Raw genomic sequence first — 24,051 nt, forward strand, 5'->3', positions numbered from 1 at the left:
ATCGTCCATCCTGCTACCAAGATCGTCAATCCACATCTGGATCAGCGGCCGCTATAAGGGCAAGAAACAACAGGGTCCCGTCTTACGGGTGGAGGACCAGATGGCTCGGACAATTCCGCAACTGATCGACGGTGAATGGCGCGAAAGCCGCGCCCGCGAACTGATCGAAATCACCGATCCGGCGACCCAGGAAGTCCTGGCGCTCGCACCCAAGGCCACCGCCGAAGAAATCGAGGCCGCCGTCGCCAGCGCCAAGGCCGCCTTCCAGACCTGGCGGGAAGTGCCCGTCCCGGAACGCGCCCGCCTCATGCTGCGCTACCAGCAGCTGCTAAAGGAACATCACGACGAACTGGCGGAACTGCTGGCCAGCGAGACCGGCAAGACCTATGCCGACGCCAAGGGCGATATCTGGCGCGGCATCGAGGTGGCTGAACACGCCGCCAACGTGGCGAGCCTGATGATGGGCGAGACGGTGGAAAACGTTGCCCGCGAGATCGACACCGCCAGCTGGGTCCAGCCCCTGGGCGTCTGCGTCGGCATCACCCCGTTCAACTTCCCGGCGATGATCCCGCTGTGGATGTTTCCGCTGGCGATCGCCTGCGGCAACACCTTCGTCCTCAAGCCCTCGGAGCAGGATCCGCTGACCCCCAACCGCCTCGCCGAACTCTTCATCGAAGCCGGCGCGCCCAAGGGCGTGCTGCAGGTGATCCACGGCGGTCGCGAACAGGTGGATGCGCTGCTGACCCACCCGGACGTGCGCGCCATCTCCTTCGTCGGCTCGGTGCCGGTGGGCCAGCACATCTATCGCACCGGCACTGCCCACCTGAAGCGGGTACAGGCATTCGCCGGCGCCAAGAATCACATGGTGGTGCTGCCCGACGCCCACAAGGATCAGGTCCTGAGCAACCTGGTGGGCGCCAGTTGCGGTGCTGCCGGCCAGCGCTGCATGGCCATCAGCGTGGCGATCTTCGTCGGCGAGGCACGCCAGTGGATTCCCGAGCTGGCTGCACAGATGGCCGAGTTGCGCCCCGGCCACTGGAAGGACGCCCATTCGGCATTCGGCCCGCTGATCAGCCAGCAGGCCCGCCAGCGCGTACTGCGGCTGATCGCCGAGGGCAAGGCGGAAGGCGCCGAATGTCTGCTCGATGGCTCCCAGTGCACGGTGCCGGGCTACCCGAACGGCAACTGGCTGGGCCCGACCCTGTTCCGCGGCGTGACGCCGAAGATGGGGCTGTACCGCGAGGAAATCTTCGGCCCTGTCCTGGTCTGCATGGAAGTGGAAAGCCTCGAAGAAGCCATCGCCCTGGTCAACGCCAACCCCTACGGCAACGGCACCAGCCTGTTCACTCGCTCCGGTGCTGCCGCGCGGCACTTCCAGCATGCAGTGGAAGTGGGCCAGGTCGGGATCAACGTGCCCATCCCGGTGCCCCTGCCCTTCTTCTCCTTCACGGGCTGGAAAGGCTCCTTCTATGGAGACCTGCACGCCTACGGCAAGCAGGCGGTGCGCTTCTACACCGAGACCAAGACGGTCACCAGCCGCTGGTTCGATGACACACCGGTCACCGGGCCGAACATGACGATCCAGTTGAAATAGGGTCACGATGCAGATCGTAGGAGCGAGCTCTGCTCGCGAAAGAGTCCGGAGCTCGCTCCTCCAAACGAGAAAGGCAGTCAGACGATGGATTTCGACCTCGACGAGGAACAACGCCTGCTGGTGGACAGCGCCCGCGCCTTCGCCAGCCACGAACTGGCCCCCGGCGCCGCGGACTGGGACCGCGACCACCACTTCCCGCTGGAGGTGATCCGCCGCGCCGCCGAACAGGGCTACCTGGGCCTGTACATCGGCGAAGAAGATGGCGGCCTGGGCCTGTCCCGGCTGTCCGCCTCGCTGATCTTCGAGCAACTGGCCGCCGGCTGCGTGGCCACCACCGCCTACCTGACCATCCACAACATGGCCACCTGGATGCTGGCCTCCTTCGGTGACGCCGAACTCAAATCGCGCTGGCTACCCGGGCTGATCGGCGGCGAACTGCTCGCCTCCTACTGCCTGACCGAACCCGACGCCGGTTCCGATGCCGCCCACCTGCGCACCCGTGCCCGCCGTGATGGCGACCACTATGTGCTGGACGGCAGCAAATGCTTCATTTCCGGCGCCGGCTGCACCCAGGTGCTGATCGTCATGGCCCGTACGGGCGAGGACGGTGCCAAGGGCATTTCCTGCTTCCTGGTACCAGCCGACGCCGAAGGCATCCGCTATGGCCGCAATGAAGACAAGATGGGCTGGCGTGCCCAGCCCACCCGCACCATCACCTTCGAAGGCGTGCGCATTCCCGCCGGCAATCGCATCGGCCCGGAAGGCCAGGGCTTCGTCTACGCCATGAAGGGGCTGGACGGCGGCCGCCTGAACATCGCCAGTTGCTCCCTCGGCGCCGCCCAGGCAGCCCTGGAACAGAGCCTGCGCTATGTGGAGGAACGCAAACAGTTCGGTAAGGCGCTGGCCGATTTCCAGGCCCTGCAATTCAAACTCGCCGACATGCTCACCGCCCTCACCGCCAGCCGGCAGATGGTGCGCCTGGCCGCCCACCGCCTGGACCAGGGCCATGCCGAGGCCAGCCTCTTTTGCGCCATGGCCAAGCGCTTCGCCACCGACCAGTGCTTCGACCTGTGCAATGAAGCGCTGCAATTGCACGGCGGCTACGGCTACCTGAACGACTATCCTCTTGAGCGCTGGGTACGCGACACCCGGGTACACCAGATTCTCGAAGGCACCAACGAAATCATGCGCGTCATCGTGGCGCGTCGTTTACTGGAACAGGGCGGCGCCCTCGACCGACTTCTGTAAGGAACTGTACATGACCACAGCCTTGGAACCCTATCAGCCCGGCATCTTCGACCTCACCCACAAGCTGACGGTGGAAAAGCACGGCCACACCGCGCTGATCACCATCAACCACCCGCCGGCGAACACCTGGGACCGCGAGTCACTGATCGGGCTCAAGCAGCTCATCGAGCACCTCAACCACGACGACAACATCTACGCCCTGGTGGTAACCGGCCAGGGCCCGAAGTTCTTCAGCGCCGGCGCCGACCTCAACCTCTTCGCCGACGGCGACAAGGCCCGCGCCCGTGAAATGGCCCGGCGCTTCGGCGAGGCCTTCGAGGCGCTGCGGGATTTCCGTGGCGTGTCCATCGCCGCGATCAACGGCTACGCCATGGGCGGCGGCCTGGAATGCGCCCTGGCCTGCGACATCCGCATCGCCGAACGCCAGGCGCAGATGGCCCTGCCGGAAGCCGCCGTGGGCCTGTTGCCCTGCGCCGGTGGCACCCAGGCACTGCCCTGGCTGGTGGGCGAAGGCTGGGCCAAGCGGATGATCCTCTGCGGTGAGCGCGTGGATGCCGAAACCGCGCTGCGCATCGGCCTGGTCGAGCAGGTGGTGGACAGCGGCGAAGCCCGTGGCACCGCCCTGCTGCTGGCGGCCAAGGTGGCGCAACAGAGCCCGGTGGCGGTGCGCACCATTAAGCCGCTGATCCAGGGCGCGCGGGACCGCGGCCCCAACAGCTGGCTGCCGGAAGAACGTGAGCGTTTCGTCGACCTGTTCGACGCCGACGACACCCGCGAAGGCGTCAACGCATTCCTGGAAAAGCGCAATCCGAACTGGCGCAACAAATGAGCGGAAGCCGGACGAACACAATCATGAATGTGAGTTTCGAAGAACGTAACGGCCTGCACGGCGCCCGCATCGGCATCGCCAGCCTGAATGCCGAGGCCAGCCTCAACGCCCTGTCCTTGCCGATGATCGAGGCGCTGGACGCGCGCCTGCGTGCCTGGGCCGAAGACCCGGAGATCGTCTGCGTGTTGCTGCGCGGCAACGGCCCCAAGGCCTTCTGTGCCGGCGGCGACGTGCGCAAGCTGGTGGACGCCTGCCGCGAGCACCCCGGCGTGGTGCCGCCGCTGGCAGGCCGTTTCTTCGCCGACGAATACCGCCTCGACCACCGCATCCACACCTTTCCCAAGCCGCTGATCTGCTGGGCCCACGGCCACGTGCTGGGGGGCGGCATGGGCCTGATGCAGGGTGCGGCGATCCGCATCGTCACCCCCTCCAGCCGCCTGGGGATGCCGGAAATCAACATCGGCCTCTACCCGGATGTCGGCGGCAGCTGGTTCCTCGCCCGCCTGCCCGGCAAGCTCGGCCTGTTCCTCGGCCTGGGTGCCGGCACTATCAACGCCCACGATGCCCTCGACCTCGACCTGGCCGACCGCTTCCTGCTGGAAGACCAGCAAGACGCCCTGCTCGCCGGGCTGGTCCAGCTCAACTGGCAGGACAAGCCCCAGGCCCAGCTCAACAGCCTGCTCAAGGCCCTGGAGCACGAGGCCCGCGGCCAACTGCCGGAAGCCCAGTGGCTGCCACGGCGCAAGCGCATCGACGAACTGCTCGACGTCGCCGACCTGCCCGCCGCCTGGAAGGCCATGACCGCCCTGCAGCACGACAGCGATGTGCCGCTGGCGCGTGCCGCCAAGACCCTGGCCGCCGGCTGCCCGCTCACCGCGCACCTGGTGTGGGAGCAGATCCGCAGGGCGAAGCACCTGTCCCTGGCCGAGGTGTTCCGCATGGAATACGCCATGAGCCTGAATTGCTGCCGTCATCCGGAATTCCCCGAAGGCGTGCGCGCCCGCCTGATCGACAAGGACAACGCCCCTCGCTGGCACTGGCCGGATGTGGCGGCCATTCCCCGCGCGGTGATCGAGGCCCATTTCGAGCCGGTGTGGGACGGCCGGCACCCGCTGGACGATCTCTGACAATCCGCCCGCCGCCCCGGCCGGGCCAAGGAGTAGCACGATGAGCAAGATTGCCTTTATCGGACTCGGTCACATGGGCCTGCCCATGGCCCGCAACCTGCTCAAGGCCGGCCACGATCTCAAGGTCTACGACCTGGTGCAGGCCGCCGTCGACGAGCTCGCGGCCGAGGGCGCCAAGCCCGCGAGGGATGCACGGGACGCGGTCAACGGCGTCCAGGTGGTGATCACCATGCTGCCGGCGAGCCGGCATGTGGAAGGCCTGTTGCTGGGCGACGGCGGTCTGCTGGAGTCCATCGCCGCCGGCAGCCTGCTGCTGGAATGCTCCACCATCGCCCCGGAGTCCGCGCGCAAGGTTCACGCGGCGGCGAAGGCCCGTGGCATCGAGCTGCTGGACGCCCCGGTTTCCGGCGGCACCGCCGGAGCGGCGGCCGGCACCCTGACCTTCATGGTCGGGGGCGAAGCCGCGGCGCTGGAAAAGGCGCGGCCGATCTTCCAGGCCATGGGCAAGAACATCTTCCATGCCGGTCCCGACGGCGCCGGCCAGGTGGCCAAGGTGTGCAACAACCAGCTGCTGGCCGTGCAGATGATCGGCACCGCCGAGTCCATGGCACTGGGTGTGGCCAATGGCCTGGACCCGGCCGTGCTCGCTGAGATCATGCGCCAGAGTTCGGGCGGCAACTGGGTGCTGGAACGCTACAACCCCTGGCCGGGCGTGATGCCCAATGCACCGGCGAGCAAGGATTACGATGGCGGCTTCATGGCCGAGCTGATGGCCAAGGACCTGGGGCTCGCCCAGGAAACCGCGCAGGCCAGCCTCTCCAGCACACCCATGGGCGCGCTGGCGCTGCAGATCTATCGGCTGCTGCTCAAGCAGGGCAAGGGCAAGAAGGACTTCTCGGTGGTGCAGAAGCTGTTTACCGAGTGAGGGCCCGCTTTCCTGTGGGAACGAGCTTGCTCGCGAAGGATCGTGCTCGGGCTGTTCGCGAGCAAGCTCGCTCCTACAAGTTCGGCGGTGCTCAGCGCTCGCGCAGCGCCTCGGCGCGGGCCTTGATGATGGGCTTGAGCAGATAGCTCAGGATGCTCTTCTTGCCGGTCATGATGTCCACCGAGGCGACCATGCCGGGGATGATCAGCAGCGGATTCTCTTCCGTCCCCAGGTGGCTCTTCTTGGTGCGCAGCTTGATCAGGTAGAAGCTGTTGCCATCTTCGTCCGTGATGGTGTCCGCGCCGATCTGCTCCAGATCGGCGCTCAGTCCGCCGTAGATGGTGTAGTCGTAGGCGGTGAACTTGACCATGGCGCTCTGCCCGGGGTGCAGGAAGGCGATGTCCTGCGGGCGGATGCGCGCTTCCACCAGCAGGGTGTCGTCCAGCGGCACGATCTCCACCAGGTCGCTGCCCGGCTGGATCACGCCGCCGATGGTGTTGACCAGCAGCTGTTTGACGATGCCCCGCACCGGCGAGGTGACCAGGGTGCGCTTGACGCGGTCTTCCAGGGCCTTGCCGGTGGCACTGGCCTTTTTCAGTTCGGTGCGCGCCTCGTTGAGCTGGGCCAGGGCCTCGCTGCGGAAGCGTGAACGGGTTTCGGCGATCTTGCGTTCGGCTTCCTTGATCGCCGATTCGGCGCGGGGAATGGCCAGGCTGGTGGCCTCCAGCTCGCCACGGTTCTCCACTTCGGCGCGGCGCAGGCGCAGGACTTCCACCTTGGAAATCGCCCCCTGGGCCACCAGCGGTTCGGAGATGGAGATTTCCTGACGCAGCAGCTGCAGGCTGTTGCGGTACTGGCTCTGCTTGGAGATGAACTCCTGCAGTTCCTGGCGGCGCTGCACCAGTTGTTCTTCCAGACCGGCCACCTCTTCCTGCAATTGCTGCTGGCGGCTGCGATAAAGCGCTTCTTCGCTATTGGCCTGCTCTGGTGCGAGCTTGCGCAGCTCGTCGGAGATCTGCAGCGGCTGGTCATCCACCTCGGCACTCAGGCGTTCCACCCGCAGTTGCATGGCGGTGCGGTCCGCCTCGGTTTCACCGACGTTGGACTCGAAGCGGGTCGGGTCCAGGCGCAGCAGCGGATCACCGACTTCCACCACCTGGCCCTCGCGGACGAACAGCTCGGAGACGATGCCGCCTTCCAGGTTCTGTACCTTCTGTAGCTTGGATGAGGGAATCGCCTTGCCGTCGCCGCGAGTGACCTCGTCCACCTCGGCGAAGTTGGCCCAGACCAGCAGGAACAGGGTGAAGCCGATGAGGGTCCAGATGGTCAGGCGCACCACGCGGGGCGCGTCCTCCACCAGGGCCTTGTTGACCTCCGGCAGCGGCTGGTCGGTCAGCGAATCGCCGCCCTTGAAGTACTGGCGCAGCGCGCCCAAGCCCTTATGCGACACTGATCTGCCCCTTCTTCAGCGCTTCCATGACCGCGTCCTTCGGACCGTCGGCGATGACCCGGCCACGGTCGACAATCAGCAATCGGTCCACCAGCGAAAGCATCGAGGCACGGTGGGTGACCAGCAGCAGGGTCTTGTTGGCGATCATCCCGGCCAGACGCTCCTTGAGGCGCTCCTCGCCGGGGTTGTCCATGGAACTGGTGGGTTCGTCGAGCAGCAGGATCGGCGGATCGAGCAACAGCGCGCGCGCCAGGGCGACATTCTGCCGCTGGCCGCCGGAGAGGTTCTGGCCACGCTCGCCCACCTGCAGTTCATAGCCCTGCGGGTGCAGCCGGGCGAACTCGTGCACGCCGGCCAGCTCGGCCGCCTGCAGCACCAGTTCATCCTCCACGTAGCGGGCACCGGCGATGAGGTTGTCGCGCAGGGTGCCACTGAACAGCTGGATGTCCTGGGGCACGTAGCCGACGTTGTGGCGCAGCTCGCTGACGTCCAGCTGGCGGATATCGGTGCCGTCCACCAGCAGGCTGCCGGAATCGGCCTGGTAGAGCCCGACGATCAGCTTGGCCAGCGAACTCTTGCCGGAGCCACTGCGGCCGATGATGCCGATCTTCTCGCCCGGACGGACGATCAGGTTCACATCGTTCAGGGCCGGGGTTCGCTGGTGCGGGTAGGTGAAGTTGATCTGGCGCAGTTCGAGGCGGCCCTGCAGCTTGGCGCGGACCAAGGGCTGCTCACCCTCCTGGCGTTCCTGCGGCAGGTCCATCATCTGGTCGACGGACGTCATGGTCAGGCGCGCCTGCTGGTAGCGGGTGAGCAGGCCGGAAAGCTGGGTCAGCGGTCCGAGGGCCCGGCCATTGAGCATGTAGCAGGCAATCAGGCCGCCCATGCTGAGATCACCGGCCATGATCAGGTAGACGCCGGCGACGATCATCACCACGCCCGCCAGCTGCTGGATCATCACGGTCAGGTTCATCGCCAGGCTGGAGAGCATCTTCACCCGCAGCTCAAGGCGGCCCAGGGTGCCGATGGTCTGCTCCCAGAGGTACTGGCGGTCGCTTTCGGCGTTGTTGACCTTCACCGCGTCGAGGCCGGCGAGGGTCTCGATCAGGCTCGACTGGCGTTCGGCCGCCAGCGCCATGGTGCGGTCCATGGTCGCCGCCAGCGGTTTCTGCAACAGCCAGCTGATCCCCATGGCCAGCGGGAACGCCAGGACCGGCACCAGGACCAGCGGCCCGCCGAGCAAGCCGATCACCAGCAGGATCAGCAGAGTGAACGGCAGGTCGATGACGCTGGTGAGGGTCAGCGAGGCGAGGAAGTCCCGCAGCGTCTGGAACTCGTGGATGTTCTGGGCAAAGCTGCCGACCCGCATCGGGCGGTACTTCATCGCCATGCCAACGATGCGCTCGAACAGGGTGGCGGAGATTATCAGGTCGGTCTTCTTGCCCGCGAGGTCCAGGCACAGGCCGCGCATGGTCTTGAGCAGCAGATCGAAGACGTAGGCCCCGCAAATGCCGACGGCCAGCACCCAGAGGGTGGCTTCCGCCTGGTTGGGCACCACGCGGTCGTACACGTTCATCACGAACAGGGGGGCGGCAAGCCCGATCAGGTTGATCAGCAGGCTGGCGGCCACCGCATCGATGTAGAGCCAGCGGGAGCGCTTCAGCGTGTCGCGGAACCAGGATTTGGTGCGAGGGATCAGGCTGTCGGTGTTCAGGTCGTACTTGTGCTGCGGCTGGGCGAAGAACACCTGGCCGCTGTAGTCCTCCTGCAGCAGCTCGCGGGTGACCTTCACTTCGCCGCCATCGCTCTCGCTGAGAAGCAGGCGCGCCTTGCCGTCGTCGTCCCAGCCGAGCATCACCGCGCAGCGGCCTTCCTTGAGCAGCAGCAGCGCCGGCATGGCGATCTTCGGAATCTGCTCCAGGCGCCGCTGCATCAGGCGGCCCTGCAGACCCGCACGGGCGGCGGCGCGGGGCAGCAGATCGGCGGTCAGGCGTTGTTTCGGCAGCGGCAGGCCGCTGGTGAGCATGGCCCGGTTGGCGGGTTTGTGGTGCAGGACGCACAACGACAGCAATGAATCGAGCAAGGGGTCGTCGTGCTGCCCACGTGGATCGGCATTGACATGTAAACGGCTGACTTCTTGATCCACGCCGGGAATCTCTGCTCTGGGTTCTTACGGGAGGCAGGAGCTAGGCCGGACCCGACGACGCAAGAAGGAGGGGACGCCCTCTTGCGCCGCGTGGATCCGAATCGGGTGCCTAGTTCAGGCCGGGAAGGTTTGCCTCGGGCTTGAGCTCGGTCTGTACGACCGTAGCCATCGGCGCCACCACGCCCTGGCTCTTCAGCAACTCGCCCATGGTCGCCTTGATGCGGTACTGAGTAAACAGCTCGGTGTAGCGCAGGTCCACCAGGCGACGCGAGGCGGTGAAGAGTTCGTTCTCGCTGTCCAGCAGGTCGAGCAGCGTACGTTCGCCGATGCTGAACTGCTGCTGGTAGGACTCGCGCACGCGGGTGCTGTAGTCGACGTATTGCTGGGCGATCGGGAGCTGCTCACGGGCGTTCTCCAGGGCGTTCCAGGACAGGCCGAGCTCTTCGTTCAGCACGCGCAGGGCGTTGTTGCGAATGTCCAGCGCCTCGTTGATCTGGTAGGCCTTGGACTCCAGGTCGGCCTTGTGGCTGCCGCCGGCGAACAGGTTGTAACGCATGCGCAACATTGCCTGCCAATCGTTCACGTGGCCGTTTTCGCCATCCAGGTCATTGTCCGCTCCACGGGACAATTCGGCGTCGAAGCGCGGGTAGAAGAAGGATTTCGCGGCGTCGTACTGCTTCTCGGCCGCGGCCACGTCGGACTCGGCCGAACGCAGGATCGGGCTGTTGGCCAGCAGGGTGCTGCGGGCATCTTCGAGGGACCCGGGCAGCTGTCCGGGCAGACCGGCCGGCTCGCTCAGGTCCACCGGGTCCATGCCCACCACGCTGTAGAAGTTGGTACGGGCATCGCGCAGGTTGGTCTGTTCGGTGATCAGGTTGTTGCGGGCCTGGGCCAGGCGCGCTTCGGCCTGGTCCTGGTCGGCCAGGCGCCCAACCCCGCGCTCACTGCGCAGGCTGATCTGGTCGAAGATGCGTTCGTGGCTGCGCAGGTTTTCCTCGGCCAGGCGCACCATCTCCTGGCGACGCAGCACATCGATATAGACCTGGGCGACATCCAGCGCGGTGCGCTCGGACGTGCCGAGCAGGGAATAGGCGCGGGAGTTCACGGTGGCCTGCTGGCGGCCCACCTCGTTCTGGGTGGCGAAGCCGTCGAACACCATCTGCTGCAGACGCAGGCTGGACTCACCACGGGTCATGGTCCTCCAGTGGTCGCCATCACCGCGAGTGGTGGTGTTGTCGCTGCCCTCACGGCCATAACCGCCCAGCAGGTCGACGGAAGGCAGGTAGCCGCCCTTGGCCGCCCGCAACTGTTTGTCGGCCGACAGACGGCTGTTAACCCCCGCCTGGATTTCCGGGTGGACATCCATGGCGTGCTGCATGGCTTCGGACAGGCTCTGGGCCTGCGCAGGAAGGCTTGCAGCCAGGGCGAACGGGAGAATGGCGGAGAATCTCAGACGCATATTCTTGGCATCCTTTTCGATGAATTGGAGGTCCGGAAACCGCACCGGATCTTGCTTTACGTCAGTACTGCAGCGTGTGAACCACGCCACATTGCCGCGCACTGAACAGCGACGCAAATATCAAAGTGACAGCATGAAATCGATTGTTTAGGATGGGAGTCAATTGGTCAATACTTTGGCATATTCTCAATAGCCAATTGTAATAAGCCAATTATTTGGCGCCACTATTTCGCCACACATTAACTATAGAAAAGGAATGTCAGTCCTGCGCTTGGTCATCGAAATTCGACCCCAGCGACGACAAGCCAGCTGAGAGCCATCTTCAGGAGATTCACCCCATGAGCAGTGTTATTGCCGTTGTCAAAAGCATTGTTGGCCAGGTATTCGCGATGTCTCCGGAAGGGTTCCAGCGCCTGCTCGTCGAAGGCGACAGACTCTTCAAGGGCGAACAGTTGCAGACCGGTCTTGAAGGGATGGTGACTCTCGAACTCGCCGATGGCAGGACGGTCGACCTCGGCCGTGACAGCCAGTGGAGCGAATCGCAGGCCGTCACCAGCGCAGGAACCCAGGCTGCCCAGCCGGCCGCCCTGACCCCCGCCGACGACATCGCGCAACTGCAGCAAGCGATCGAGGCCGGCGTCGACCCGACCCGGGAACTCGAAGCCACCGCGGCCGGCCCGAGCGCCGGTGGCGCAGGCGGTGGTGCCGCCGGTGGCGGCCACAGTTTCGTGATGCTCGATGCCACGGCGGGCCGGGTCGATCCGACCATCGGTTTCGCCACCAGCAATGCTCCCCTGGCCACTGAAGCGCTGGTGGAGGAAGACGCGACGCCGGATACGGAGGCCACCCTGCCCGCCGACACCGGCCTGCCGGATGACACCGTACCGGTACCGGATATCCCCAACAGTTCCCCGCAGGGCCAGGACACCAGCATCACCACCGACGAAGACATCCCGGTCCAGGGACAGCTGGGCGCTACCGACCCCGATGGCGACCCGCTCTCCTACACCCCGGGCGACGCTCCGCGAAACGGCACCGTGGTGATCAACCCGGACGGCTCCTATACCTACACGCCCAATCCGAACTACAACGGCAATGACAGCTTCACGGTCATCGTCGGTGACGGTAAGGGCGGCAGCGACACCATCACCGTCACCATTGGTGTGAATCCGGTGAACGACGCCCCGGTTGCCGCCAACGATGGCCCGGTCCAGGTAACCGAAGACAGCCCGGCCACCGGCAACGTCCTGACCAACGACAGCGACACCGACGGCGATGCCCTGACCGTCACCCAGTTCACCGTGGGCGGCAGCACCTACACCGCTGGCCAGACCGCCACCCTCGGCGGCGTCGGCACCCTGGTGATCAACAGCGACGGCTCCTACACCTTTACCCCGGCACCGAACTACACCGGTCCAGTGCCCACCGCCACCTACACCGTGACCGATGGCACGGCCACCGACACCGGTGCGTTGACCTTTGCGGATGTAACGCCGGCGGATGACGCGTCCGTCCTCACCGCCGACAGCAACACCGTGGCCGAGGACACTCCGGCCACCGGCAACGTGCTGAGCAACGACTCCGACGTCGACAACAGCCTCAGCGTGTCCAGCTTCACCATTGCCGGTGTCACGGGCAGCTTTACCGCCGGCCAGACCGCCACCATTGCCGGCGTCGGCACCCTGACCATTGCCACTAATGGCGACTACAGCTTCATCCCGGATGCCAACTGGAACGGTACGGTCCCCCAGGTCAGCTACACCACCAACACCGGCAGCAACTCCGCGCTGAACATCAGCGTCACCCCGGTGAATGACGCCCCGGTTGCCGCCAACGATGGCCCGGTCCAGGTAACCGAAGACAGTCCGGCCACCGGCAACGTCCTGACCAACGACAGCGACACCGACGGCGATTCCCTGACCGTCACCCAGTTCACCGTGGGCGAGACCACCTACATCGCCGGCAAGGCTGCCATTCTCGAAGGCGTCGGCACCCTGGTGATCAACAGCGACGGCTCATACATCTTTACCCCGGCGCCGAACTACACCGGTCCGGTGCCCACCGCCACCTATACCGTCACCGACGGCACCGCCACCGATACGGGCGAGCTGAGCTTCGGCGCCATCAACCCGGTCAACGATGCGCCAGTCGCCATCAATGACGGCCCGTTACCGGTGACCGAAGACACCCCGGCCACCGGTAACGTCCTGACCAACGACAGCGATGCCGACGGCGATGCCCTGACCGTTACCGGCTTCAGCGTCGACGGGAGCAATTACCTGGCTGGCCAGACCGCGACCCTCGCCGGCATCGGCACCTTGGTGATCAACAGCAACGGCAGCTTCACCTTCACGCCGGCGCCGAACTACAACGGCCCGGTGCCGACCGCGACCTACACCGTCAGCGACGGCACCACCACCGACACCGCCGAGCTGAGCTTCGGCAACGTCACCCCGGTGGACGACGCTTCGGTCCTGGTCGCCGATACCAAGACCGTCACCGAGGACAACCCGGCCACCGGCAACGTGCTGGGCAACGATAGCGATGTGGACACCTCCCTGAGCGTCGCCAGCTTCAGCGTGGCTGGCGTCACTGGCAGCTTCTCCGCCGGCCAGACCGCCACCATCGCCGGTGTCGGCACCCTTACCCTTGGCAGCAACGGTGATTACACCTTCACCCCGGAGGCAAACTGGAACGGCTCGGTGCCCCAGGTGACTTACGTCACCAACACCGGCAGCAGCGCCACGCTGGATATCACCGTCACCCCGGCGAACGATGCGCCGGAGAGCAATGCGGCCAGTGGTTCAGGTAACGAAGACGCGGAAGGCATTCCGGTTGAGCTCAGCGGCTCGGACATCGACGGCAACGTTGATCACTTCGTGATCAAGACTCTGCCCACCGATGGCACCCTGATGTTCGACGGCGTGCCGCTTGCAATCGGCTCGGTCGTGCCAGCGAACAGCAATGGCGCAAGCCTCACCTTCGTACCCAACGCCAACTGGAATGGCAGCACCACCTTCCAGTACGCCACGGTGGATAACGATGGCCTGGAAGACGCCAGTCCGGCCACCGGCACCATTAACGTCACCCCGGTGGACGATGCCTCGGTCCTGGCGCCCGATACCAAGACCGTGGCCGAGGACACTCCGGCCACCGGTAACGTGCTGGGCAACGACAGCGATGTGGATAACACCCTCACCGTTGCCAGCTTCAGCATCAACGGCGTACCCGGAAGCTTCACCGCCGGCCAGACCGCCACCCTCGCCAACGTGGGTACCTTCTCCCTTGGCAGCAACGGTGATTACACCTTCACCCCGGCCGCCAACTGGAACGGCTCGGTGCCCCAGGTCACCTACACCACCAATACCGGCAGCAGCGCCACGCTGGACATCACCGTCACGCCTGAGAACGATGCGCCGATCGCGTCCAACGACGGCCCGGTACCGGTGATCGAAGACATCGCGGCGGTCGGCAACGTGCTGACCAATGACAGCGATGTCGACAACGACACCCTGACCGTCACTCAATTCGAAGTAGGCGGGAGCACCTACACCGCCGGCCAGACCGCGACCCTCGCCGGCGTCGGCACCCTGGTGATCAACAGCAACGGCAGCTTCACCTTCACCCCGGCGCTGAACTACAACGGCCCGGTACCGACCGCGACCTACACCGTCAGCGACGGCACCACCACCGACACCGCCGAGCTGAGCTTCGGCAACGTCGCCCCGGTGAACGACGCTTCGGTCCTGGTCGCCGATACCAAGACCGTGGCCGAGGACAACCCGGCCACCGGCAACGTGCTGGGCAACGACAGCGATGTGGACAACGTCCTGACCGTTTCCAGCTTCAGCATCAGTGGTGTGCCCGGCACCTTCACCGCCGGTTCAAGCGCTGTGATTGCCGGCGTTGGCACCCTGAGCATCGTTGCCAACGGCAACTACACCTTTACTCCGGATGCCAACTGGAACGGCTCAGTGCCGCAGGTGACCTATGTCACCAACACTGGCAGCAGCTCCACGCTGGATATCACCGTCACTCCGGAAAACGATGCGCCGGACACGAATGCGGCCAGTGGTTCGGGTGATGAAGACGCAGAAGGCATTCCGGTTGAGCTCAGCGGCTCGGACCTCGACGGCACCGTCGCCAGCTTCGTGATCAAGACTCTGCCCACCGATGGCACCCTGATGTTCGACGGCGTGCCGCTTGCAATCGGCTCGGTCGTGCCAGCGAACAGCAACGGCGCCAGCCTCACCTTCGTGCCGAACGCCAACTGGAATGGCAGCACCAGCTTCGACTACGCCGCAGTGGATAACCAGGGGCTGGAAGACGCTAGCCCCGCCACTGGCACCATCACCGTCGCCTCGGTCAACGATGCGCCGGACACGAATGCGGCCAGCGGTTCCGGCAGCGAAGATTCGGCGGGTATCCCGGTCAGCCTCAGCGGCTCGGACCTCGACGGCACCGTCGCCAGCTTCGTGATCAAGTCGCTGCCGGCCGATGGCACCCTGTTGCTGAATGGCGTCGCCCTGGCCATCGGCTCCGTGGTGCCGGCCAGCGGCAACGGTGCCAGTGTCACCTTCGTGCCGAACGCCAACTGGAATGGCACCACCACCTTCGAGTACGCCTCGGTGGATAACGATGGCCTGGAAGACGGTTCCCCGGCCACCGGCACCATCACCGTCACCTCGGTCAACGACGCGCCGGACACGAATGCGGCCAGCGGTTCCGGCAACGAAGACTCCGCCGGTATCCCGGTCAGCCTCAGCGGTTCCGATACGGACGGCACCGTCGCCAGCTTCGTGATCAAGTCCCTGCCGGCCAACGGCATCCTGCTGCTGAACGGTGTCGCCTTGGCCATCGGCGATAGCGTCCCGGCCAGCGGCAATGGCGCCAGTGTCACCTTCGTGCCGAACGCCAACTGGAATGGCAGCACCAGCTTCGACTACGCCGCAGTGGATAACCAGGGGCTGGAAGACGCTAGCCCCGCCACTGGCACCATCACCGTCGCCTCGGTCAACGATGCGCCGGACACGAATGCGGCCAGTGGTTCCGGCAATGAAGACTCGGCCGGTATCCCGGTCAGCCTCAGCGGCTCGGACTTCGACGGCACCGTCGCCAGCTTCGTGATCAAGTCGTTGCCAGCCAACGGCATCCTGCAACTCAATGGCGTGACGCTGACTATTGGTGACAGCGTGCCGGCCAGTGGCAACGGCGCCAGCGTCACCTTCGTGCCGAATGCCAACTGGAATGGCACCACCACCTTCGAGTACGCCTCGGTGGATAACGATGGCCTGGAAGACGGTTCCCCGGCCACCGGCACCATCACCGTCACCTCGGTCAACGACGCACCGGAGACACATGCGGCCAGCGGTTCCGGCAACGAAGACTCCGCCGGTATCCCGGTCAGCCTCAGCGGTTCCGATACGGACGGCACCGTCGCCAGCTTCGTGATCAAGTCGTTGCCAGCCAACGGCATCCTGCAACTCAATGGCGTGACGCTGACTATTGGTGACAGCGTGCCGGCCAGTGGCAACGGCGCCAGCGTCACCTTCGTGCCGAATGCCAACTGGAATGGCACCACCAGCTTCGACTACGCCTCGGTGGATAACCAGGGCCTGGAAGACGCCACGCCAGCCACCGGCACCATCACCGTCGCCTCGGTCAACGATGCGCCGGACACGAATGCGACCAGTGGTTCGGGTGATGAAGACTCGGCCGGTATCCCGGTTGCCCTCAGCGGTTCCGATGCGGACGGCACCGTCGCCAGCTTCGTGATCAAGTCGCTGCCGGCCAACGGCATCCTGCAACTCAATGGCGTAACGCTGACTATTGGTGACAGCGTGCCGGCGACCGGCAACGGCGCCAGCGTCACCTTCGTGCCGAATGCCAACTGGAATGGCACCACCAGCTTCGACTACGCCGCGGTGGATAACGATGGTCTGGAGGACGGTTCCCCGGCCACTGGCACCATCACCGTTGCCTCGGTCAACGACGCGCCGGACACGAATGCGGCCAGTGGTTCCGGCAATGAAGACTCGGCCGGTATCCCGGTCAGCCTCAGCGGCTCGGACCTCGACGGCACCGTCGCCAGCTTCGTGATCAAGTCGCTGCCGGCCGATGGCACCCTGTTGCTGAATGGCGTCGCCCTGGCCATCGGCTCCGTGGTGCCGGCCAGCGGCAACGGTGCCAGTGTCACCTTCGTGCCGAACGCCAACTGGAATGGCACCACCACCTTCGAGTACGCCTCGGTGGATAACGATGGCCTGGAAGACGGTTCCCCGGCCACCGGCACCATCACCGTCACCTCGGTCAACGATGCGCCGGACACGAATGCGGCCAGTGGTTCCGGCAATGAAGACTCGGCCGGTATCCCGGTCAGCCTCAGCGGCTCGGACTTCGACGGCAGCGTCGCCAGCTTCGTGATCAAGTCGTTGCCAGCCAACGGCATCCTGCAACTCAATGGCGTAACGCTGAATATTGGTGACAGCGTGCCGGCCAGTGGCAACGGCGCCAGCGTCACCTTCGTGCCGAACGCCAACTGGAATGGCACCACCACCTTCGAGTACGCCTCGGTGGATAACGATGGCCTGGAAGACGGTTCCCCGGCCACCGGCACCATCACCGTCACCTCGGTCAACGACGCGCCGGACACGAATGCGGCCAGCGGTTCCGGCAACGAAGACTCCGCCGGTATCCCGGTCAGCCTCAGCGGTTCCGATACGGACGGCACCGTCGCCAGCTTCGTGATCAAGTCGCTGCCGGCCAACGGCACCCTGCTGCTGAACGGCGTGGCGCTGAATATCGGCGACAACGTGCCGGCCAGTGGCAACGGCGCCAGCCTCACCTTCGTGCCGAACGCCAACTGGAATGGCACCACCAGCTTCGACTACGCCGCAGTGGATAACCAGGGCCTGGAAGACGCCACGCCAGCCACCGGCACCATCACCGTCGCCTCGGTCAACGATGCGCCGGAAACCCATGCGGCCAGTGGTTCCGGCAATGAAGATTCGGCCGGTATCCCGGTCAGCCTCAGCGGTTCGGACTTCGACGGCACCGTGGCCAGCTTCGTGATCAAGTCGTTGCCAGCCAACGGCATCCTGCAACTCAATGGCGTAACGCTGACTATTGGTGACAGCGTGCCGGCCAGTGGCAACGGCGCCAGCCTCACCTTCGTGCCGAACGCCAACTGGAATGGCACCACCAGCTTCGACTACGCCGCAGTGGATAACCAGGGCCTGGAAGACGCCACGCCAGCCACCGGCACCATCACCGTCGCCTCGGTCAACGATGCGCCGGAAACCCATGCGGCCAGTGGTTCCGGCAATGAAGATTCGGCCGGTATCCCGGTCAGCCTCAGCGGTTCGGACTTCGACGGCACCGTGGCCAGCTTCGTGATCAAGTCGCTGCCGGCCAACGGCATCCTGCTGCTGAACGGTGTCGCCTTGGCCATCGGCGATAGCGTCCCGGCCAGCGGCAATGGCGCCAGCGTTACCTTCGTGCCGAATGCCGGCTGGAATGGCACCGCGACCTTCGACTACGCCGCAGTGGATAACCAAGGCCTGGAGGACTCCACTCCGGCCATTGGCACCATCACCGTCACCTCGGTCAACGACGCGCCGGACACCCTCGCAGCCAGCGGTTCCGGTAACGAAGATTCCGCCGGTATCCCGGTTGCGCTCAGTGGTTCCGATGCGGACGGCACCGTCGCCAGCTTCGTGATCAAGTCGCTGCCGGCCAACGGCATCCTGCAACTCAATGGCGTAACGCTGACTATTGGTGACAGCGTGCCGGCCACCGGCAACGGCGCCAGCGTCACCTTCGTGCCGAACGCCAACTGGAATGGCACCACCAACTTCCAGTACGCCTCGGTGGATAACCAGGGGCTGGAAGACGGCACCCCGGCCACTGGCACCATCACCGTTGCCCCGGTCAACGATGCGCCGGAAACCAACACTGCCAGCGCCTCCGGCAATGAAGACAGCCTGGTCGCCATCAGCCTGAGTGGCTCGGACATCGACGGTACGATCGCCAGCTTCAAGATCACCTCGATGCCGCAGCACGGCACCTTCTACAGCGACGCCGCCGGCACCATCGCCATTACCGCGGCCAGCGTGATCACGGCCGTGAGCAATGGCGCGACCATCTACTTCCGCCCGGACAGCAACTGGAACGGCAACACCAACTTCCAGTACAGCGCGGTGGACAACGCAGGCCTGCAGGATGCCACCCCGGCCCAGGGCACCATCACCGTCAACCCGGTGAACGATGCGCCGACCTCGGCCAACGGCGCCGCCAGCGTCAATGCCGGCAGCACCTACACCTTCAAGGTGTCGGATTTCAGCTTCAGCGACAGCATCGACGCTGCCACCGGCCAGACCCACAGCCTGCAGAGCGTGATCGTCAAGGCACTGCCGGGCAGCGGTACCCTGCTGCTCAACGGCGTGGCCATCAACGCCAACACGTCGGTAAGCGCCAGCGATATCGCCCAGGGCAAGCTGACCTACCAGCCGGGCGCTTCCGGCAATCAGACAACCTTCCAGTTCGCCATACAGGACAACGGCGGCACCGCCAACGGCGGGGTCAATACCTCGGGTAATCATGACTTCACGCTGAACATCGGCCGTGTCGAAGTCCCGACCAACCCGAACGGTGATAACGACATCATCGGTGGCGGTGGCGACGACGTGATCCTTGGCGATACCGGCGGCACTCTGACCACTACCCAGCCGGGGACCAGCTACAACGTAGCGCTGATCGTCGATACCTCTGGCTCCATGGCCTACAGCCTGCAAGGACGAAGCGGCGTCAGCTACGCTGACTCCCGGATGAAGCTGGTCAAGGACGCCCTGCTGAACCTGGCCAACCAGCTGAAGAACCACGATGGGGATATCAACATCACCCTGATCGGCTTCGCTGGGTCTGCTACTACCAAGATCACCATCACCGATCTCAGCGATAGCAATATCGAGCAACTGCTGGCCGCGATCGGCCGCAGCCAGAACGAGGGCCTGAGTGCCACTGGTAGCACCAACTACCAGGACGCCTTCGAGGAGGCCACAAGCTGGTTCAATGGTCAGCAAAACGGCTACGAGAACCTGACGCTGTTCCTCACCGACGGCGACCCCACCACCACCAATAGTGGCGCCAGTGACGACTACAGCGTACTCACTCAGTCAATCAACACCTTCCGGGACCTGAGCGACATCAGCACCGTACGCGCTATCGGAATCGGCCCGGGCGTCAACGAGAACTACCTGAAGTTCTTCGACGACACCAACGTGACCGGCACCAGCTCCCTGGACTTCGGTACCACGAGTACGACCATTGCCAACTTCAACAGCAATGGCGGCATCAACCGGCCCAGCAACTGGACCACTACCGGCCCCGGCAGCGTAAGCCGCAGCTATGACGACCAGTTGCAGATCACCGACGCCTACAACAACGGCGCCACCGCCACCACCAGCCCAGAGTTCAACGTCAGCGCCAACAATGCCGGCAAGCTGACCTTCAGCTATCAGGGAACCGAGTTCAGCAGCGGTGACACCTTCACCTGGACTCTCTTGAAGAAAGTCACGGGAGCCAATGGCAGCACGACCTGGGCAGTGGAGGACTCGGGCACCCGGACCACTGGCACCAGTGCGACCATCGAATCCAAGGTACTGAACGACGGCACCTACAAGCTCGCATTCTCGCTGAACGATGGCAGCACCCACTGGCTCTGGGGAAGCGCCGACGCCATCGTTCGTATCGACAACATCGCCGTCACCAGCAAGAACACCGTTACCGGCCCCACCGGCCAAGTGGATATCGTTCAGCAGGCCGGCGACCTGACCAGTGCGCTCAATGGTGGCCACAGCAGTACCGATCCGGTCGCCGTGGGCCACGACACCATCAGTGGCGGTGCCGGCGACGACATCATCTTCGGTGACGTCATCAACACAGATAACCTGCCCTGGGGTCTCAACGGTAACCCGGCCAAGCCGGCCGACCTGCCGGCAGGGTCGGGCATGAAGGCGCTGCAGAGTTTCCTTGAGCTGAAGAACGGCCACGTCGCTACCTCGGACGAGCTGTACAGCTACATCAAGAACAACCACGCGACCTTCAACGTGGATGGCGATACCCGTGGCGGCAACGACCTGCTCCAGGGCGGTGACGGCAACGACATCCTCTATGGCCAGGGCGGCAATGACCAGCTGATCGGCGGCAACGGCAATGACATCCTGTTTGGCGGCACCGGTACCGATACCCTGACCGGCGGCAAAGGCAGCGACACACTATGGGGTGGCAGCGGCAACGACACCTTCGTGTGGAAAGCCGGTGACTCCGGCGTCGTGGGCAGCCCCGATCAGGATGTGGTGAAGGACTTCAAGATGAGCGAGGGCGACAAGCTCAACTTGAGCGACCTGCTGCAAGGGGAAACCAGCAGCACCATCGACAACTTCCTCAAGCTGATCGTCGATAACGGCACCGGCAACGCCACCCTGCTGGTAAGCAAGGACGGCCATCTGAACGATGCCGGTGGTACCGCCGCCAGCCACGCCGATCTGTCCATCACCCTGGAGGGCGCGGCAGCCCAGCTCAGCGGACAGTCCATCAACTCCCTGATCGCGGGTGCCGACCCGACCATCAAGGTCGACCAGAACTGATGTTTCACCGTCCGCGACCACTCCGGTGGTTGCGGACGGGAGGCATCTGCCCTCATGCTCGCGGCAGTCCTCAAGGGAGACTCGCCATGCTCTATATCCAGCGCGATGAAGACGGAAACCTGATTCGCGTCGAAGCAGCCGAATTCGACCAAATGACCGGCACACTGCCGGCTGACGACCAGGAAATTCAGGGCTGGTACGCCAACCTGGCGATGCAGAGCAGCCTGCTGCAATTGAAACAGAGCGACCTGGACATGATCCGGGTACTCGACGACCTGATCACGGTGCTGATGACCAAGGGTCTGATCCGCATCACCGACCTGCCGCCAGCGGCCCAATCCAAGCTGCTCAGCCGGAACCAGGCGCGGGAAGCCCTGGGTGGCATCTCGCGGTTGATCGTCGAAGAGGAAGAAGAAGCGGGATCAGGGCTCATCTGAGTCCACCCGCGTTTATCCCCTGCCCGCCCCGTAGGGTGCGCCGCGCGCACCGCCTCCGAAATCCTCGCGACACTGCTGCACACCACTTTTGCAGGTTGGGTCGGGCGGCGCTCCGCGAGCTTGTGAAACCCAACGCAGCAGACTTGCCCGACAGCGCTGGGCCTCGTTCCTCGGACCAACCTACGGGCCCTTCGCGAATGAATTCGCTACAGTCCCCCTGCCCTACGAGCCCGGCGACTAACGCCAGGGCGCCGGCGCTCCGAACAGCTGGCCCTGCACACCCTGGATGCCCATTTCCTGCAACACGAGCAGTTCACCTTCGGTTTCCACGCGTTCGGCGATCAGTGGCAGGTCGATGCTGTGGGCTGCGCGCTGCATGGCTTCGATGAACAGGCGCTTGTCGGCTTCCAGGTCGATGGCGCGGATATAGCTGCCATCCACTTTCAGGTAGGCCAGGCCCAGGCGGGCCAGGTTGCCGATCATGCTGAAGCGGCCGCCGAAGTGCTGCAGGCTGAGGCTGAAACCCAGTTCACGCAGGCGACGGGTGAGTTGCTCCAGCACGGCCTGCTCCGGCAGTTGGTCCTCTTCCAACTCCAGCACCAGACGCGGACCCAGTTGGGAGTGCTTGCGCAGCAGTTCGAATGCCTTCTCCAGCGCCTGAGACTCACGTAACAGCGCGCCGGAAAGGTTGAGTGCCAGGGTTTCGCCGTGGCTGGCCATCTGCTGCAACACCAGTTCCAGCATCAGCAGGTCGAGGCGCGCCATCCAGCCGAAGCGCTGCAGCCAGGGCAGGAAGCGCCCAGCCGGTATGTTCTCGCCACGCTCATCGCGCAGGCGTGACAGCACTTTGTAGTGCAGTACCCGCGAACGATCGCGGCTATCCACCACGGGCTGGAAATAGAGCTGCAACTGGCGCTGGCCCAGGGCCCGGTCCAGCAGTTGATGCCAGGCATGGCGCTCGTCGCCCACGCTGGGCGCATCGCCCTGGGTCAGGCTGGCCCAGGTCCGCTCCGTCTGGCTTTCCGCCCTGGCCAGGGCCTCGTCGGCCAGGCGCAATAGGTCGGCGAGTTGTTCGCCCGGACTGAACGGCACCAGGCCCATGTGGGCCACCGGCAGCGCATCGGCGGCCCCCGTGGTCACCAGGTTCGCCAGACCGGCATCCAGACGCTGGGCCAATTGCTCGACTTCCTCCGCCACCAGGCCAGGTACCAGGAGGGCGAAGTCACCACCCCGGCTGCGCGCCACCAGTTGGCCCGCCCCCTGCCCCGCTGCCACCTGGCGGAGCAGCTCGGCCACCGCCAGCAGCAACTGGTCGGTGCGCTGGCCGCCCAGGCGCTGATTGAGTCCGGCGAGATCGTGCAGGCGCAGCAGGAACAGGTAACCGGCGCTGGCCTGTTCCCCGGCGCTCAGGCGCGCCTGCAGCTGCATTTCGAAGTAACGGCGGTTGGCCAGCCCGGTCAGGCTGTCCTTGTAGGCCTCGTCGCGCAGCCGTTCGCTGCGTTCGGCCTGTTCCTGGAACAGCGCCTTGAGCTTCTCCACCATCTGGTTCATCGCCTGCACCACACGGCGCAGTTCGGGGGTGCGCGGCAGTTCCGGCAGGCTGAGGAACTCGCGGCGGGCGATGGCGTGGGACTGCTCCACCATGTAATCCAGGGGTCTCAGCTGGCGCCGTAGAAGGAAGGCGCCGAGGCCCGCGCTGACCAGGCCACAAACCAGCAACCAGCCGAGGCTGCCCAGCGCGCTCTGCCAGAGCCGGGCGAGCGCGAACAGCGGATGGCTCTTCACCTCCACTCGTGCCGCCTGCTGCCAGCCACGGCTGACGATGGCGTCGCCGCCGACCGATTGCAGACCGATCAGGCTGACGAACCACTGCGGCACCTGGGCGCCGGCCGCGTCGGGTACGCCGGTGCGCTCCACCAGCACGCTGTCGTTCGCGAGGTCGATCACCCGGATGCTCTCGTAATAACCACTGTCGAAGATGGAGCTGACCATCAGCTCGACCATCGCCGGATCGTCGATATGCGGGGTCAGCGACAGGCCGAGGGCGGTCGCCGCGTCCTGGGCGTGGGAGCGCAGCTGGTTAACGTACTGCTCCCGCGAGCTCTCCAGGCCGACCATGAAACTGCCGCTGAAGGCGACCACCAGAAACAGGCAGATGGCGATCAACAACTGTTTGAACAGAGACATCTC

11 protein-coding genes are annotated in these 24,051 nt (G+C 64.9%); 7 read left to right on the forward strand and 4 right to left on the reverse strand.

What is annotated here, in order from left to right; genetic code table 11:
* Positions 1-100: 100 nt before the first annotated feature.
* From ACFW0B_RS13295 to mmsB, 5 genes are all read left to right on the forward strand, one after another.
* Positions 101-1,594, forward strand: a complete 1,494-nt coding sequence (locus tag ACFW0B_RS13295) for a CoA-acylating methylmalonate-semialdehyde dehydrogenase (RefSeq protein WP_449148838.1) — start codon at positions 101-103, stop codon at positions 1,592-1,594.
* An 84-nt stretch (positions 1,595-1,678) separates the two neighbouring features.
* Entirely contained in the window at positions 1,679-2,842 is a 1,164-nt protein-coding gene (locus tag ACFW0B_RS13300; RefSeq protein WP_449148840.1) for an isobutyryl-CoA dehydrogenase, read from the forward strand.
* Positions 2,843-2,852: 10 nt separating this feature from the next.
* A complete protein-coding gene (locus tag ACFW0B_RS13305) occupies positions 2,853-3,671 on the forward strand; it encodes an enoyl-CoA hydratase (protein ID WP_449148842.1) in 819 nt (272 codons plus the stop codon).
* 23 nt (positions 3,672-3,694) lie between these two features.
* Positions 3,695-4,798 carry an enoyl-CoA hydratase/isomerase family protein gene (locus ACFW0B_RS13310; protein ID WP_449148844.1) on the forward strand — a complete coding sequence of 368 codons (1,104 nt, stop codon included), beginning with the start codon at positions 3,695-3,697 and terminating at the stop codon, positions 4,796-4,798.
* A 40-nt stretch (positions 4,799-4,838) separates the two neighbouring features.
* Complete coding sequence (gene mmsB, locus ACFW0B_RS13315) at positions 4,839-5,723, forward strand: 3-hydroxyisobutyrate dehydrogenase (RefSeq protein WP_449148846.1); 885 nt, start codon at positions 4,839-4,841, stop codon at positions 5,721-5,723.
* Between the two features lie 91 nt (positions 5,724-5,814).
* Here the strand turns inward: mmsB and ACFW0B_RS13320 are convergent, their stop codons facing one another.
* The 3 genes from ACFW0B_RS13320 to ACFW0B_RS13330 form a co-directional block, all read right to left on the reverse strand.
* Entirely contained in the window at positions 5,815-7,173 is a 1,359-nt protein-coding gene (locus tag ACFW0B_RS13320) for an HlyD family type I secretion periplasmic adaptor subunit (protein ID WP_449148848.1), read from the reverse strand.
* A complete protein-coding gene (locus ACFW0B_RS13325) occupies positions 7,163-9,319 on the reverse strand; it encodes a type I secretion system permease/ATPase (protein ID WP_449148850.1) in 2,157 nt (718 codons plus the stop codon). The genes ACFW0B_RS13320 and ACFW0B_RS13325 overlap by 11 nt, the downstream gene beginning before the upstream one ends.
* A 109-nt stretch (positions 9,320-9,428) precedes the next feature.
* Positions 9,429-10,778, reverse strand: coding sequence for a TolC family outer membrane protein (locus ACFW0B_RS13330; protein ID WP_449148852.1), 1,350 nt, complete (start codon positions 10,776-10,778; stop codon positions 9,429-9,431).
* A 338-nt stretch (positions 10,779-11,116) separates the two neighbouring features.
* Between ACFW0B_RS13330 and ACFW0B_RS13335 the strand changes: the two genes are divergently transcribed.
* Both ACFW0B_RS13335 and ACFW0B_RS13340 read left to right on the forward strand, forming a co-directional pair.
* On the forward strand, positions 11,117-21,424 hold the full coding sequence (locus ACFW0B_RS13335; RefSeq protein WP_449148854.1) for a retention module-containing protein: 10,308 nt from the start codon (positions 11,117-11,119) through the stop codon (positions 21,422-21,424).
* Between the two features lie 86 nt (positions 21,425-21,510).
* Entirely contained in the window at positions 21,511-21,861 is a 351-nt protein-coding gene (locus tag ACFW0B_RS13340) for a tryptophan synthase subunit beta (RefSeq protein ID WP_151135946.1), read from the forward strand.
* A gap of 237 nt (positions 21,862-22,098) precedes the next feature.
* On the opposite strand, the gene lapD is transcribed toward ACFW0B_RS13340, so the two are convergent.
* Positions 22,099-24,048, reverse strand: a complete 1,950-nt coding sequence (gene lapD / locus ACFW0B_RS13345; RefSeq protein ID WP_449148857.1) for a cyclic di-GMP receptor LapD — start codon at positions 24,046-24,048, stop codon at positions 22,099-22,101.
* Positions 24,049-24,051: the final 3 nt, after the last annotated feature.

Origin of the sequence: Metapseudomonas phytobenefica (genome assembly GCF_043392685.1) — a bacterium.
Lineage (GTDB): Bacteria > Pseudomonadota > Gammaproteobacteria > Pseudomonadales > Pseudomonadaceae > Metapseudomonas.